The 15,498-nt window shown below is 45.6% G+C and carries 12 protein-coding genes; 3 read left to right on the forward strand and 9 right to left on the reverse strand.

The genetic code is table 11. From position 1 onward, the window contains the following. The first annotated feature begins 121 nt into the window (after positions 1-121). Positions 122-2,650: a penicillin-binding protein PBP1a gene (gene ponA / locus GVV58_RS08275; RefSeq protein WP_159516325.1), complete on the forward strand. Its 2,529-nt coding sequence runs from the start codon at positions 122-124 to the stop codon at positions 2,648-2,650. A gap of 63 nt (positions 2,651-2,713) precedes the next feature. Here the strand turns inward: ponA and GVV58_RS08280 are convergent, their stop codons facing one another. From GVV58_RS08280 to GVV58_RS08320, 9 genes are all read right to left on the reverse strand, one after another. Continuing rightward, positions 2,714-3,517 (reverse strand): putative RNA methyltransferase, encoded by an 804-nt coding sequence (locus GVV58_RS08280; protein WP_159516326.1) that lies wholly within the window; start codon positions 3,515-3,517, stop codon positions 2,714-2,716. Between the two features lie 54 nt (positions 3,518-3,571). After that, a complete protein-coding gene (mraY, locus tag GVV58_RS08285; RefSeq protein ID WP_005094334.1) occupies positions 3,572-4,690 on the reverse strand; it encodes a phospho-N-acetylmuramoyl-pentapeptide-transferase in 1,119 nt (372 codons plus the stop codon). Next, positions 4,691-6,094 (reverse strand): UDP-N-acetylmuramoyl-tripeptide--D-alanyl-D-alanine ligase, encoded by a 1,404-nt coding sequence (gene murF, locus GVV58_RS08290; protein WP_159516327.1) that lies wholly within the window; start codon positions 6,092-6,094, stop codon positions 4,691-4,693. A gap of 9 nt (positions 6,095-6,103) precedes the next feature. Then, on the reverse strand, positions 6,104-7,600 hold the full coding sequence (locus GVV58_RS08295; RefSeq protein ID WP_159516328.1) for a UDP-N-acetylmuramoyl-L-alanyl-D-glutamate--2,6-diaminopimelate ligase: 1,497 nt from the start codon (positions 7,598-7,600) through the stop codon (positions 6,104-6,106). Between the two features lie 11 nt (positions 7,601-7,611). Then, positions 7,612-9,435: a penicillin-binding protein PBP3 gene (gene ftsI / locus GVV58_RS08300; protein WP_074383637.1), complete on the reverse strand. Its 1,824-nt coding sequence runs from the start codon at positions 9,433-9,435 to the stop codon at positions 7,612-7,614. Between the two features lie 15 nt (positions 9,436-9,450). Further along, the gene (gene ftsL / locus GVV58_RS08305) at positions 9,451-9,783 is read right to left on the reverse strand and encodes a cell division protein FtsL (protein WP_005094344.1); all 333 of its coding nucleotides are present in this window, start codon (positions 9,781-9,783) and stop codon (positions 9,451-9,453) included. A 10-nt stretch (positions 9,784-9,793) separates the two neighbouring features. Then, entirely contained in the window at positions 9,794-10,705 is a 912-nt protein-coding gene (gene rsmH, locus GVV58_RS08310) for a 16S rRNA (cytosine(1402)-N(4))-methyltransferase RsmH (RefSeq protein WP_159138846.1), read from the reverse strand. A gap of 188 nt (positions 10,706-10,893) precedes the next feature. Continuing rightward, positions 10,894-11,913, reverse strand: coding sequence for a sulfate ABC transporter substrate-binding protein (locus GVV58_RS08315; protein WP_159516329.1), 1,020 nt, complete (start codon positions 11,911-11,913; stop codon positions 10,894-10,896). Positions 11,914-12,157: 244 nt separating this feature from the next. Next, the gene (locus GVV58_RS08320) at positions 12,158-13,159 is read right to left on the reverse strand and encodes a sulfate ABC transporter substrate-binding protein (protein WP_100357760.1); all 1,002 of its coding nucleotides are present in this window, start codon (positions 13,157-13,159) and stop codon (positions 12,158-12,160) included. A 392-nt stretch (positions 13,160-13,551) separates the two neighbouring features. On the opposite strand from GVV58_RS08320, the gene GVV58_RS08325 reads away from it, so the two are divergent. Continuing rightward, positions 13,552-13,854, forward strand: coding sequence for a hypothetical protein (locus tag GVV58_RS08325; RefSeq protein ID WP_005094351.1), 303 nt, complete (start codon positions 13,552-13,554; stop codon positions 13,852-13,854). Positions 13,855-13,981: 127 nt separating this feature from the next. Continuing rightward, entirely contained in the window at positions 13,982-15,490 is a 1,509-nt protein-coding gene (gene gltX / locus GVV58_RS08330) for a glutamate--tRNA ligase (protein ID WP_005168912.1), read from the forward strand. Positions 15,491-15,498 lie beyond the last annotated feature (8 nt).

Genomic DNA, 15,498 nt, shown 5'->3' on the forward strand with positions numbered 1-15,498 from the left:
ACCAATCGATCCGATCTATAATTTTATATAGATACAATAACTCATCTAACAATATGTATATCTAAAGGATATACTGATCGGTAATTAGTTCGCCATTAGCTCTTATTAAAACTTACTTGTTATGAAAAAGCTATCTTGTTCAGGCCTTGTCCACCCATTTTTTTTGATCATTATCATTATCCTGATCTCAATTCCGATGGGTTTTTATGGCATGTATCTCTATATTGCCCCATCTTTGCCTGAAATGTCCACGCTTAAAAAGGCGCCTTTATTAAAGCCTTTACAAGTTTTTAGTTCAGATAATGAATTAATTGCTGAGTATGGTGGCAAGCTTTCTGTTCCCGTGAAATATGAACAAATTCCATCCGAGTTTATTCATGCTTTCCTCGCCGCTGAAGATTCCAGCTTTTTCGAGCATAGCGGAATCAGTTTTAAAAGCTTAGGCCGTGCAGTCAGTGAAAGTATCACCGGTTCGGATGTGCAGACCGGTGGTTCCACTATCACCATGCAGGTGGCGAAAAACTATTATCTCAGCCCCGAACGAACACTCAAGCGTAAACTGACTGAAATTTTTCTGGCCCGTAAGATTGAGCAAAGCCTAACCAAAGAAGAAATTCTGACACTCTATGTGAATAAAATCTTCTTGGGTAAGAATGCCTACGGGATCGCAGCAGCAGCCAAAATTTACTATAACAAGAGTTTAGAAGAGCTTTCGATTGCGCAAATGGCCATGATCTCTGGCCTGCCTAAAGCGCCTTCTCGATATAATCCGGTGGCCAATCCCAAACGTGCTCTCGAACGTCGCAACTGGATTTTAGGACGTATGCTGCAACTGGGTTATCTGAACCAGAGTCAGTATCAACAAGCGATTGCTGAACCCATCAATCTGGATATGCCTGACCGCAGTACCCGGAATAAATTCCCGTATGTCGGTGAGATGGTGCGTTCTGAACTGGTACAAAACTTTGGCGAACAGGCGGTAGATTCTGGCTACAAGGTCTATACCACCATCCATAGTGAACGCCAGACCTATGCAGAACAGGCGGTACAAGAGGGTCTGGAAGCTTATGACCGTCGACATGGCTGGCGTGGTGCTGAAGCACATGATCAACCGCTGGAAAATTTCCGTGCCTATGCCAACACCTACCCTGCTCAAGTAACCAAGGTTGGCAATTCCAGTTTTGAAGCGTTGATGCAGGATGGCACCACGGTAACTGTACCGTGGTCCGGTATGTCTTGGGCGCGCCCCTTTCGCAATGTCAACAGTGTAGGTGGTGCGCCGAGCAAAGCTTCCGAGATTGTCAAAGTCAAAGATATTATACGTTTACGACCGAATCAGAATAAAACCTCGTGGTCGCTGGTACAAATTCCAAATGTGCAAGGACAGTTGATTGCCATCAATCCAAATAATGGTGCAATTGAAGCCATTGTGGGCGGATACAACTTTTATCAGTCGAAATTTAACCGTGCAATCCAGGGCTGGCGTCAACCCGGCTCTACGATTAAGCCTTTTGTTTATGCACTGGCTTTAGAACGAGGCATGACACCGCATACCATGGTGAATGATGCGCCAATTACCATTGGCAAATGGACACCTCGTAATTCAGATGGTCGTTATCTGGGGATGATCCCGCTACGCCGCGCACTATATCTTTCGCGCAATACCGTTTCAGTGCGTTTATTACAGGCTGTCGGGATTGAACGTACCCGTCAGCTGTTTATGGATTTTGGTTTACAGGACAATCAGATTCCGCGTAACTATACCATTGCACTCGGCACGCCTCAGGTTCTGCCGATTCAGATGGCGACAGGTTATGCGACTTTTGCCAACGGCGGTTACCGGATCCAGCCACATTTCATTACCCGTATTGAAGATGCCTATGGCCATACCATTTTTGAGGCTCAGCCTGAATATGCCTGTATTTCATGTATCAATACCGAAGAAGAACCTGCTCAACCTGCCGACACCATGACCGCAGATGATGAAGCGATTGCAATCAACAATACAAGTCTAGAACAGAAACAGGCTGCACCCAAAGTCTCTGCTGAAGACAGTAATTATCGTCAGGCACAGCGTATTTTAAAATCCAGCTCTGCCTATGACATGGCCAATATTCTGCGTGATGTGATTCAGCACGGTACCGGCCGTGCGGCCTTAAGAATCGGGCGAAATGATATTGGGGGCAAAACCGGAACCACCAATGACGCCAAAGATGCCTGGTTCGCAGGGTTCAATGGCAAACTTGTTACCATCACCTGGGTCGGCTTTGACCAGCCTAAAACCTTGGGACGCCGTGAATATGGTGGTGTGGCAGCCTTACCGATCTGGACCGACTTTATGGGCAATGCCTTAAAAGGTCAGCCAGAAGCATGGGTGCGTTTAGACCGTAATGCCAAGGCACCAGTGAATCGAAGCAAGGTAGTTCAGGGTGATGAAGCGCAGAATGATCCGTCTTCACCACCAATGGCCACTGCACTTTACCGCCCGGCACCTGTGGTCGTCCCGAAACGGACAGAAACGGATTTCGAAGATCTGCCAGGACAGGAAATTGCTGTGCTAGATGCTGCTGAAACAACCGCTCCACCAGAACAGCCGCTTCAACCAAGCAAAGTGGACGCTTTAGAAAACCTGATTCAAGAAGTGCAATAACCACAACCGACAAACTGATATAAGAAAGCCCTCAACAATGAGGGCTTTCTTATCGGTGAATTTTTATTTTTTCTGAAACAGATAGATCTGATATTGCGCCAGCAATTTAAACTGATCCTGCTGTTCAAGTGCCAGACGGCGTTCAGGTTTGGCCTTGTAAGCATACGGCGTCATAGCAATCAGGTTTTTCAAATCTGTCTGTGGCAAAGTCATCGGGGCATCAATCACCTGCTCACTGAGCAGATCAAATTCATCTTGCAGTTGCTCAACAAACTTTTGCGGTTCGTGGGGTTTCACTTCTTCAAAAAGTGCCTCACGCATCGCATATAAATGCTGTGGCGCAGGTGTCACCACCATTAAATAACCTTCAGCTTTTAAAACCCGTAAAATTTCCTGTTTTGGGATCGGACTGAACAGGCTGGTACACATATCAATCGACCCATCCAGCACCGGTAAAGTCGCCCCGGTTCCTACGACCCAGGTGATATTTTTATTGAGCTTGGCCGCGACCTGAACGGCATTTTTGGCAATATCCACCCCGACGCATTGCAGCACTTCAGTCTGCATGGCATCAGTATAGTAGCCTTCACCACACCCAATATCTAAAAGATTTTCAATACGCAGCTCTCGCAGCTTCTCCACCACGGCCTGTTGCAAAGGCACATAATGACCCGCACTCAAAAATGCACGACGTGCCTGGACGGACTCAGGCGTATCCCCAGGATTTTTACTGTGTTTATGTTGCACCACATGCAGGTTCACATAGCCTTGCTTGGCCACATCGTAGCTATGATGATTCTCACATCGCCATGTTCTTTCATTTAAGCTCAACTGCTGGCGACAGACTGGGCACATGAGTAAATTCATCATTCTCTCCAAAACAAAAAAGCCGGCCTGCGCCGACTTTTTTCAATGCATCTCTTAGCGCAATTTTAAGGTCATTAGACCCAAAACCACCAGCATAATCGTAATAATCCAGAAACGAATGACGACTTGAGTTTCACGCCAGCCTTTCTTTTCATAATGATGATGCAGCGGTGCCATCAGGAACACGCGTTTATTGCGCATTCTTAATGAACCAATCTGCAAGAATACTGAAATCGCTTCGACCAAGAATACACCCGCCATAATCGCAAAGACGATTTCCTGACGTACCATCACGGCAATCGTACCCAACATCGCACCCAGCGATAAAGCACCGACATCACCCATAAACACTTGGGCAGGATGGGCGTTATACCACAGGAATGCCAGACCGGCACCAATCATCGCCGCACAGATCACCACCAGTTCAGAGGAGTATTTCACATAGGGAATATGCAGGTAATTGGCAAAACGCACGTCTCCGGCCAGATAGGCAAATACACCCAGACCTGCTGCAACCAGTACAATTGGCATAATCGCCAGACCATCCAGACCATCGGTGAGGTTTACCGCATTGGATGCACCATTGATCACAAAATAAGTGAAAATAATGAAGCCAATCCCCAGTGGAATAGCCGACAGCGGAATCGTCAAATCTTTAAAAAATGGAATCAAAAGATCCAGCATATTCGCGGTATGTACCGGATTGGTCTGCTGCTGTGCAATCACATACAGGGCAATACCGACTCCCAATGCACCGACCGAAGTCCAGAAGAATTTTTTCTTCGCAGGCAGACCGGCATTGTCTTTATAACGGATTTTAATCCAGTCATCCGCCCAACCCACGGCACCGAAAATGACCATCACCGCCAGTACAATCCAGACATAAGGATTGGAAAGATCCGCCCAAAGCAGGGTCGAAATACCGATTGAAAGCAGGATTAGTACGCCGCCCATGGTCGGTGTACCCATTTTCTTGGCATGGTTTTCAGGGGCATACGAGCTGACCGCCTGACCATATTTGAGTGCCTGAAGCTTGCGAATCATGATAGGACCCAGCACCAGACCAATGGTCAATGCCGTCAGGACACTGAGCAACGCACGTAAAGTTAAATAACGAACCACCTGAAACGTGCTGTCAAAGCCCGCCAAATGTTCAAAGAGCCATAACAGCATTTAGAGTTTCTCCATCAATGCAGCCATCAATGTTTCCATATGGGTATAACGCGACCCTTTAAACAGAAATGACATCGGCTGAGGTTGATGTGTTTCAATCAAATGAATTAAAAATGGCAATGCCTGCTCCTGATTCAGGAAAGCCTGCATTTTCTTGCCATATTGGGTACTACGTGCACCTTCCTGTGCGGCAGGTGCAAATTCACCCACAGCCACCACAAAGTTAATGCCTTTGACCGAGACCAGATCTCGACCCAGCTTATAATGTTCCATCGCAGCCGATGAACCGAGTTCACCGATATCACCGGTCACCATGACCCGAATGCCCTGCTGCTGTGCCAAAACTTCAGCTGCTGCACGCATTGAACCAGGATTGGCATTGTAGGTATCATCAATCAGCAAATACTGTTTGTGTTGAATAAAGTTCAAACGGCCTTTGGCACCCACAGCCTGCTCCAGACCGGTCACGATATCATCCAGACCAATCCCGATTGCCAAAGCAAAGGCAGCCGCTGCTGTGGCATTTTCAACATTATGCTCACCGGCAAAGGGCAGCTGAACTGTTTTCGAAGCTTGTGGTGTATTCAAGGTAAAGGTAGAAGATTGCGCATCGAGCACGACATCGCTGGCATACACTTCACCGCCGGCACCAAAACTTAAGCTTTGTTCAGTTTTGACCGCCTGACGAATGGTTTCAGTAAAATCATCTGCGGCAGGAATAATCGAGGTTTCTGTAATATGCGCGTAAATTTCAGATTTGGCAGTACAAATGCCATCACGGCCGCCGAATTCACCCAAATGCGCAGTGCCGATATTAATGATCCCGGCTACATGGGGCTGTACCATGTTTGAGGTGTACTCAATTTCGCCCTGATGACTTGCACCCAGCTCCATCACTGCATACTGATGTTCGGGACGTAATTCGAGCAACATCACCGGTACGCCGAGGTCATTATTCAGGTTGCCACGCGTGATCAGTGTCGGCGCAAGACGAGACAAGATGCTCCCCAGCATTTCCTTGGTGGTGGTCTTGCCACTGCTGCCGGTCAAGGCAATGACTTTGAGCTGAGGATTCTGCTGACGACGGTATGCGCCCAACCGCCCTAGTGCCAAACGGGTATCGTCTACGACAAGCTGGCAGATATCAATATCGAGCGGTCGACTGACGATCGCAATCTGACAACCGCTTGCTGCTACTTGTGCCACAAAATCATGGGCATCAAAGCGCTCACCTTGCAGCGCAAGGAAAGCATCCCCTTGTTCAGCATCACGCGAATCGGTCAGAATACGTTTGATGGCGTCTGCCGGTTTTTTATTATTGAGCCAATTGCCTTGAGTCGCTTGTTCAAGCTGTTCTGCTGTCCAAGGTGCAAGTGGCACGGTACTGGTTGTTGAGGTATGCATATCTGAATCCTAATACGCTGGATAAGCTGAATCTGCGCTGTGATGCTGGGCATCAATCGCGGCTTGCACTTCGACCACATCATCAAACCAGTGACGTACACCATCAATTTCCTGATAATTTTCGTGACCTTTGCCTGCAATCACCACGATGTCCCCTGCCTGCGCGTGTTTAACGGCAAACTTGATCGCTTCACGACGGTCATGAATTTCATGGTAGCTTTTGCCTAAAAAGTCGATGCCATTTTTCATATCGGCAAAAATTTGTGCAGGATCTTCGGTTCGCGGGTTATCGGAAGTCAAGACCGTAATATCCGAACCTTCTAATGCTGCTTGGGTCATGAGTGGACGCTTGCCGCGGTCACGATCGCCGCCACAGCCAAAGACGGCCCAGAGATTTTGTGAAACATGACGTTTTAAAGTGATGAGAACCTGAGTCAAGGCATCAGGTGTATGCGCATAATCCACTACAAATAGGCGCTCGCCATCACGCAGCACCTGCATCCGGCCTGGTGCACCTTTGAGCTGTGGCACAGTCGCAATCAAGCTGCTTAAATCAAATCCGGCCTGCTCTGCCATGATCAGACTGGCGACCAGATTTTCAATATTAAAATGTCCAAGCAGCGGACTGTTCACAACATATTCAGCAGAAGCCGTTTTCAGCTTAAAGGCTGCACCTGAAATGCTGTATTGAATATCCTGAACCTGATAATCCGCAGCTTGACGGGTTGAATAGGTCAAAATTTCTGGCTGTGAGGGATTGTTGCGCGCTGCATCAATCATGATATGAGCATGCGCATCATCCAGGTTGATGACAGCCACTTTTAAACTTTCAAATTTAAATAAAGCAGATTTGGCTTCTGCATAGGCTTGCAGCGTCCCGTGATAATCCAGATGATCGCGACTTAAATTACTATAGCCCGCAATCTCGATATCACAGCCATTCAAGCGACCTTGCTCCAGACCATGCGAACTGGCTTCAATCGAGGCAAATTTAGCACCGGCTTGAGCATAAACATGCAAAGCATTTTGCAATTGCAAAGCATCGAGCGTGGTATGCGACGAGGCTTCCAGATTTGGCAAAATCCCGTTACCTGTAGTCCCCATCACTGCACAAGCTTTGCTTTGCAACATGAACAGTTCCGCAACCAAACGTGAAATCGTGGTTTTACCATTGGTGCCGGTCACTGCAAGAATACCTGCAGCCTGAACAGGTTGGCTGGCTTGTAAGTATTGTTTTTGCCACTGTCCCATCAAATGTCGGACATCAGCAACCACCAGATTGGGTGAGATATCCAATTCGATTTCAGAAATCACCGCTAAGGCACCCTGCTCTAAAGCTTTTTGTGCAAATACTTCCGTTTTTTCTGGTTGTGACAGACTGGTCAAGGCAATAAAAATTTGCCCTGCCTTAACTTTACGGCTATCCAGTTCGAAACCCTGAAAGGCTTGGGTCATCCATTCAGCAGTATCCTGAACGGCGTAGAGATCTTTAAATGTAATAGACATTGATCACCTATTTACTGGACTTTGGGAGATTCTAAAGGTTTGTCCAGAGGGACATTCAGCAGACGCAAGGATTCCTGCATCACGCGTGCAAATACCGGTGCCGATACCGTACCGCCGTAATAGGTGCCTTGCGGATTTTCGACCACCACCACCATGGCAATACGCGGATCACTCACGGGCGCTACGCCAGCAAACAAAGCCCGGTATTCATTGGTAGAATAGCCTTTACGATCGGCACGCAGTTTATGCGCAGTACCGGTTTTCCCTGCCACACGATAACCCGGAATTGTCGCGCGCGTGGCGGTACCGCCAGGCAGAGTTGCTACTTCCAGCATAAGCAAGACCTGATCTGCAATATTGGCATCAATCATTTGCTCACCCTGCGGCTGTTCTTCCAGCTTGTACAGGCTCAGCGGCATTCTCACACCCTTATTGGCCAGCATGGCATAGGCATCCGCCATTTGCAGTACAGTAGCATTCAGGCCATAACCATAGGACATGGTTGCCACTTCTGACACATTCCATTTACTTGGTGGCAAGATCAGACCGGCACTTTCACCCGGGAATCTTACTGCTGAGCGTGAGCCAAAACCCAAGCGTTTATAGAAAGTAGGTAGAGTTTCATACGGCAAAGACAAGGCCAGTTTGGCGACACCCACGTTCGAAGATTTCTGGATAATACCGCCCAGTGTTAACTGACCATAGTTATGCGTATCACGAATGGTGTGATTGCCAATTCGCATACTGCCCGGTGTGGTGTTGACCACAGAATTGGCCGTATATTTACCACTTTCCAGAGCCATTGCCACGGTGAAGGGCTTCATGGTCGAACCCGGCTCGAAGGAATCCACCGCACCACGGTTACGCATGGCATCCTTGTTCAGCAGACCATTTTTATCATTCGGGTTATATGATGGCCAAGATGACAAGGCCAGAATTTCTCCGGTTTTTACATCGACCGCAATCGCAGTCGCAGAACGGGCATTATTGGCCACACCTGCCGCAGTCAGTTCACGGTACATAATATATTGCAGACGCGAGTCGATACTCAGGGTGATATTCTCGCCCGGCTCGACTTCTTTAATCACTTCCGGCTCTTTAACCCGGTTGCCTTTTTTATCCCGGATAATCTGCTGCTCACCATCTTCACCTGCCAGACGGGTATTGAGCTGCATTTCCAGACCTTCAATCCCGGTGCCTTCACTATTGGTCAGACCAATAATCTGTGAATTGGGCTGTGGCTGCGGATAATAACGTTTGTAGTTTTTCTCGGTATACACGCCTTGAAAATTACGCTTCATGATCAGTTCAGCCTGTTGTGGCGGAACTTCTTTTTTCAGGATCAGATAACGAGAACGCGGGCGTTCTTGCATTTTTTTGCGTAGTTCTGCCCGATCCATACCGACTGCATCGGCCAGTTCATCCAGATTCAGGTTTTTATCCGGCAACTGGCGTTTCAGCTTGCGGCTATCTGGCTCTTTTTCTAGTGCCAGTATGGTCTCGTCATAGAGTTTTTTATTGTCAAAATAGTCACGTGGATCAATCACGATTTTCATGATCGGCGTACTGATCGCTAGCGGCACCCCATTACGGTCATAAATTACGCCACGCATGGCCTTGATGGTATTGGTTCTTAAAATATTGGCATTGGCTTTATTTTGCAAAAAATCCTTATTGATAATCTGCACATAGAAGGCACGGCAAATCAGTGTAATAAAACACAGCAACACCACCGCCCACATGATATAGAAACGATTGATATACACATTTGAGGCGTTTTTGTCGGTAACTGATTGTTTTTTACGTACCGCTTGCTTCTTTCTTTTGTCTATCATGTCCGAGCGCTAGCCTTATTTTTTCTCATCTGAAGTTTGTGGTAAAGAAATGACGACACTTTGTGAAACCGGGGGAGAATACATGCGCAGCTGGGTGACAGCACGTGTGCCAATCTGCGCAGTTGCACCAAAAGTTTGCTGTTCAATTAACAAACGACCCCAATCTGCATTCAGGTCATCACGCTCACGCAGATAAGTGCTCAGTTTTCTAGTGTCCTGACGATATTCAAACACCTGAAATACCACAAAGACTGCACTGATGAAGACCATCAGTATCAAGACGAGATAGATGCAGGCTTGTTTAAGCCACAACTTTTCTGTTTTTTTATCAACCACTTCAGTTTTCATGATGTGCCTATTAAGCTAAACGTTCTGCGACCCGGAGCCATGCACTACGTGAACGAGGATTGGCTTTGACTTCTTCGTCACTGGCTTTTACGCGGGATACCTTCTTTAAACGTCGTGTATCTTTTTGCTGCCCCGGCATTCCCCAGCCAAAATCTTCGTCTAATGTAGATTCTTTTTGAATAAACTGTTTGATCAAACGGTCTTCCAGAGAGTGAAAGCTAATTACGGCCAAACGTGCCTCAGGTTTTAAAACCTCAACTGCTTGAGGCAAGAAGACTTCAATATCTTCTAATTCTTTATTAATAGCAATACGAATCGCCTGGAAAGTACGCGTCGCAGCATGCTTATTTTTTTCCCATTTTGGATGCGCGACTTTCACAATTTCCGCAAGTTGAGCCGTGGTCTCAATCTGCCCTGCCGCCTTGATGGCTTTGGCAATCCGGCGACTATAACGCTCTTCACCGTATTTAAAAATGATATTGGCCAGTGCTTCTTCTTCAATTTCAAGCAGCCATTCTGCTGCAGTTGGACCTTGAGAATTGTCCATGCGCATGTCCAGCGGGCCATCTTTCATGAAACTGAAACCACGTTCGGCCTGATCCAGCTGCGGCGAAGACACGCCTAAATCTGCCATCACCCCATCCACGGTCTCAATCCCAAGCTCAGCCAGTGCGTCTTTCAGATCGGCAAAGCTGGCATGAATAATTTTAAAACGTGGATCTTCCTGTTCTAAGATTGCTGCCGTCTCTAGGGCCTGAGGATCTTTATCAAAGCCATACACACGTGCATGTTCATCTAATTTTGATAACAATAAACGAGTATGTCCGCCACGACCAAAAGTACCGTCTACATAAATTCCCGTATTGCGACCTGCCAACAAGGCATCAATCGTTTCGTGAAGTAATACAGAAATATGTGACATAAAAACTCAATCAATAGGGCGAAAAATTTAACTGCACATTATCACCCTGTTTCAGTAAAGCTCCAAACGACTTTTTGTAGATAAATATTACTTTCCATAGAGAAAACCGTTTTTATTTGAGTGTCGTCAATAAAAAAGCCTCCGCAAGGGAGGCCTGTTTATCTGTAATTCGTCGTCAAATCAGCAGATTAACGTTTTGAGTTATAAATCTGATCAAAAATCGCGCCATTCACAAAATGGGTTTTCTGTGCATTGGCCCAGCCGCCAAACACTTCATCAATGGTAAAGGTTTTGATTTTCGGGAATTGTGCTGAATATTTGGCTAATACTTTCTCATTGCGCGGACGGTAGAAATGTTTGGCTGCCATTTCCTGACCCAATGGAGAATACAGGTAGTTGACATAACCTGTTGCCAACCATTTATTGCCATTTTTATCCACAGTACGATCGACAATGGCCACCGATGGCTCGGTCAAAATCGTAATTGACGGATAAATAATATCGAACTTGTCTTTACCCAAAGTCTTTTGGGTAACCAGTGCTTCATTTTCCCAAGTCAGCAATACATCACCAATGCCACGCTCAGCAAACGTGGTCATCGAAGCACGTGCTGCTGAGTCCATCACTTTGACATTTTTATAGAGTTTACCGACAAAGTCCTGTGCTTTGGCTTTATTACCCCCCGGCTGTTTCTCGGCATAGCCCCAGGCAGACAGGTATACCCAACGTGGCAAGCCACCGGTTTTCGGGTTGGGGGTAATAATTTCTACGCCTGGCTTGGTCAGATCACTCCAGTCCTTGATGCCCTTCGGATTGCCCTTGCGCACCATAAACACGATGGTTGAGGTATAAGGTGCAGAATTATGCGGAAACTCTTTTTGCCAGCCGGGTTGAATCTGACCAGATTTCACGATTTCTTCGATGTCATTGGCCAGCGCCAAAGTCACCACATCGCCTTTTAGGCCATCGACCACCGAACGTGCCTGCTTGCCCGAACCACCATGTGACTGTTTAAAGTTCACATCCAGACCGGTCCGGTTTTTCCAGTAAGCACCAAATGATTTATTGAATTCATCATAGAATTCACGGGTTGCATCATAAGACACGTTTAGAAATTGACGATCAGCCGCCTGTGAGACAGTCGCTGTCAAGCCTAGACCTGTAGCCAATAAGGCAACGCTAAATAAGGATTTTAATTGATTTTTCATGAGCGCACGGGAGTTTATCTTGTATAGATATAACTATATGAAATAAAATCATTTATCGCAATTCAACCTACAACATCACAACACGATATAATCAAAGGTTTTTTGCTCTTAATCATCTGTTTTTAAAAACAAAATATAGCCAGTCATTTCACTTATTTCGAATATATAGAATTTTATGCATTAAATATAAAAAAAACGGATAACGCTTTATCGGTTTTCTTCATTCAATTTAGATTCAAGCTTGTTATCGCTTTTCATTATAAATCTGGTCATAAATCGCCCCATTCACAAAATGGGTTTTTTGCGCTTTTTCCCAGCCACCAAAGACTTTATCAATGGTGAAGGTCTGAATTTTCGGAAATTGGGCGGAATATTTGGCAGCCACTTTGGCATCGCGTGGACGGAAGAAATATTTCGCAGCCAACTCCTGCCCTTTCGGGGAATACAAATAATTCAAATAGCCTTTCGCCAGATTGGCATTGCCATTTTTATTCACATTTTTATCAACGATTGCCACCGATGGCTCGGCCAGAATTGAAATAGAGGGATAGATGATATCGTACTTGTCCTTACCTAGACCTTGCGTTGCCAGCAAGGCTTCATTTTCCCAAGATAATAGTACATCGCCAATACCGCGCTCGGCAAAAGTCGTCAGTGAACCACGGGCACCGGAATCCAACACTTTGACATTTTGATAAAGCTTTTTGACCAGATCTCGGGCTTTGGCATCATTGCCACCGGGCTGTTTCAGCGCATAGCCCCAAGCAGACAGATAGATCCAACGTGGCGCTCCACCAGTTTTCGGGTTAGGCGTAATAATCTCGACACCCGGTTTGGTCAGATCATTCCAGTCCTTGATTTGCTTGGGATTAGCCTTACGCACCAAAAAAACGATTGTCGATGTATACGGTGCTGAATTATTTGAAAACTCTTTTTGCCAGCCTTTCTCGATTAAACCGGCATTGACGATTTCCTCAATGTCATTGGCCAAAGCCAAAGTCACCACATCGGCCTGCAAACCATCGACGACCGAACGTGCCTGCTTGCCTGAACCGCCATGTGACTGTTTAAAATTGATTGTCTGTCCGGTTTCCTGCTTCCAGAACTGGCCAAACTCCTGATTATATTCTTGGTAAAATTCACGGGTCGGATCATAAGAGACATTCAGGAAATCTTTGGCCATTACATTTTGCATGGTGGTTGCAGTAAATATTGTCAAGATTGCGGTTGCTATTATTTTTTTCATGTTATGTGACTCATTATTGAGATAACCACACTGTATAAATAAAAAATAAATATAACAATCATGTGTTTATAATAATATTGATGATCTATTTCTGATTTTGAGATATCTGCTAACAATTAAACCTGGATACATATTCTGCTAAAAAATTAATCTCCTGCTACAATATAAGACAGTTCTTCACGTTCTCTTCACAGTTGTCTGTTAAAAATAGGCCGCCAAAAGAGAGAATTACGATTTTTAGTAATTTTCCATAGATGTTATATTAATTTTTTGTAAAAAATGTGACTTGGTTCTACTTCTTTATAATCAACTGTGATTAAATTGTAGACGGAGTATTAAAAAAACATTTTTAACAGAATAAAACCAACCAGAAGCAAGGAGGAAGTTTGGATATGAAATTTAAATTATTCACAGCTAGCATCCTAAGTCTGATCATGCTGTTTTCGATTCAACTGGGTCATGCCGTCGTTGTGAAGACAGATTTGCAGAAGGCCTCAGTCACTACTGTTGAAAGCAAGACATCGCCGATTGAAAAAGCAATTCAACAACAAAAAAGCGAAAAAACCCTGCATACAGACGATAATCTTAAAGTCTTAACTGCGCTGAAAGTCGCACCTTCACAAAATTTCTTTGCAGCACAAAATTATCGCTTTACCCGCTTCGTACAAAGCATATTTTCTAGCGATCATTCTTAATCAGTTTTAACCAACTCGAATAACAGCAGGATTTAAAGCCACATCACTGAATGTTGAATAAAGCATTAAGTGATGTGGCTTTTTCGCTATAATAGAACCAAATTTATATTCTAGATTATATCCGGCTATGACTGTTCGTACTCGTATTGCACCTTCTCCTACAGGTTTTCCTCATGTAGGTACTGCCTATATTGCCTTGTTTAACTTATGTTTTGCTAAACAGCATGGGGGTGAATTCATCCTTCGTATTGAAGATACCGACCAACTGCGCTCAACACCTGAATCTGAAAAAATGATCCTGGATTCATTGCGCTGGCTCGGTCTCAACTGGTCTGAAGGTCCAGATGTGGGTGGCCCACATGCACCGTACCGCCAGTCAGAACGTATGGATATTTATAAAAACTATGCGCTGGAACTGGTTGAAAAAGGTCATGCCTTCTACTGTTTCGCCACTGCCGAAGAACTGGATCAAATGCGTGCTGAACAGCAAGCACGTGGTGAATCTCCACGTTATGACGGTCGAGGCTTAAACCTTTCTCAAGAAGAGGTCGAGCGTCGTTTGGCTGCTGGCGAAGCACATGTGATTCGCATGAAAGTACCGACTGAAGGTATTTGTAAATTTAATGACATGCTGCGTGGTGAAGTCGAGATTCCATGGGCGCAGGTCGACATGCAGATTCTGCTGAAAACTGACGGCTTACCAACTTATCATTTGGCCAACGTGGTGGATGACCATTTAATGCAAATCACGCATGTGATTCGTGGTGAAGAATGGATTCCGTCTGCACCGAAGCATCAGTTGCTGTACCAGTATTTCGGTTGGGAGATGCCGGTACTGTGTCACATGCCACTGCTACGCAACCCGGACAAATCAAAATTGTCTAAGCGTAAAAACCCAACTTCAATCAACTATTACAAAGATATCGGTGTACTGCCTGAAGCCTTGTTGAACTACTTGGGTCGTATGGGCTGGTCAATGCCAGATGAAAGTGAAAAATTCACATTGGCAGAAATGATTGAACATTTTGATATCAAACGCGTATCACTCGGTGGTCCAATCTTTGATGTTGAAAAACTCAACTGGCTCAATGGTCAATGGATCAAAGCCCTTTCTCCTGCTGAATTGCTCGATACGCTGCTGGCATGGAAAGCAGACCGTGCCAAATTAGAAGAAATTGCAGCTGCGATTCAACCACGTATCAACTTGCTGTCTGAAGCAGTGAACTGGTCTGCGCATTACTTCAACCACTTCCCGACACTGACTCAGGAGCAGTTTGTCAGCAAAAAACTGTCTGACGAACAGGTACGTCAGAGCTTGCAGTTTGCCATTTGGCGTTTAGAAAGCCTGTTCACCTGGAACAACGACACGGTCAGCCAAACCTTGATGGATTTGGCAGCACAAATGGAAATTAAACTGCGTGACTTCATGCCGGCCTTTTTTATTGCCATTGCCGGTTCAACTGCGTCTACCCCGGTGATGCAGACTATGGTCACCATTGGCCCTGATTTGACCTTCGCACGTTTACGTCATGCGCTGGAAATTGTCGGTGGCCCAAGCAAAAAAGAGCTGAAAGTCTGGGAAAAACTCAATGAAAGCTTAAAATTGCCGAAAAATGAAGCGGTTGATCAAGCTTAATCAATTTT

The sequence above is a fragment of the Acinetobacter sp. 18QD2AZ41W genome, assembly GCF_009829025.1.
GTDB classification, from domain to species: Bacteria; Pseudomonadota; Gammaproteobacteria; order Pseudomonadales; family Moraxellaceae; genus Acinetobacter; species Acinetobacter pseudolwoffii.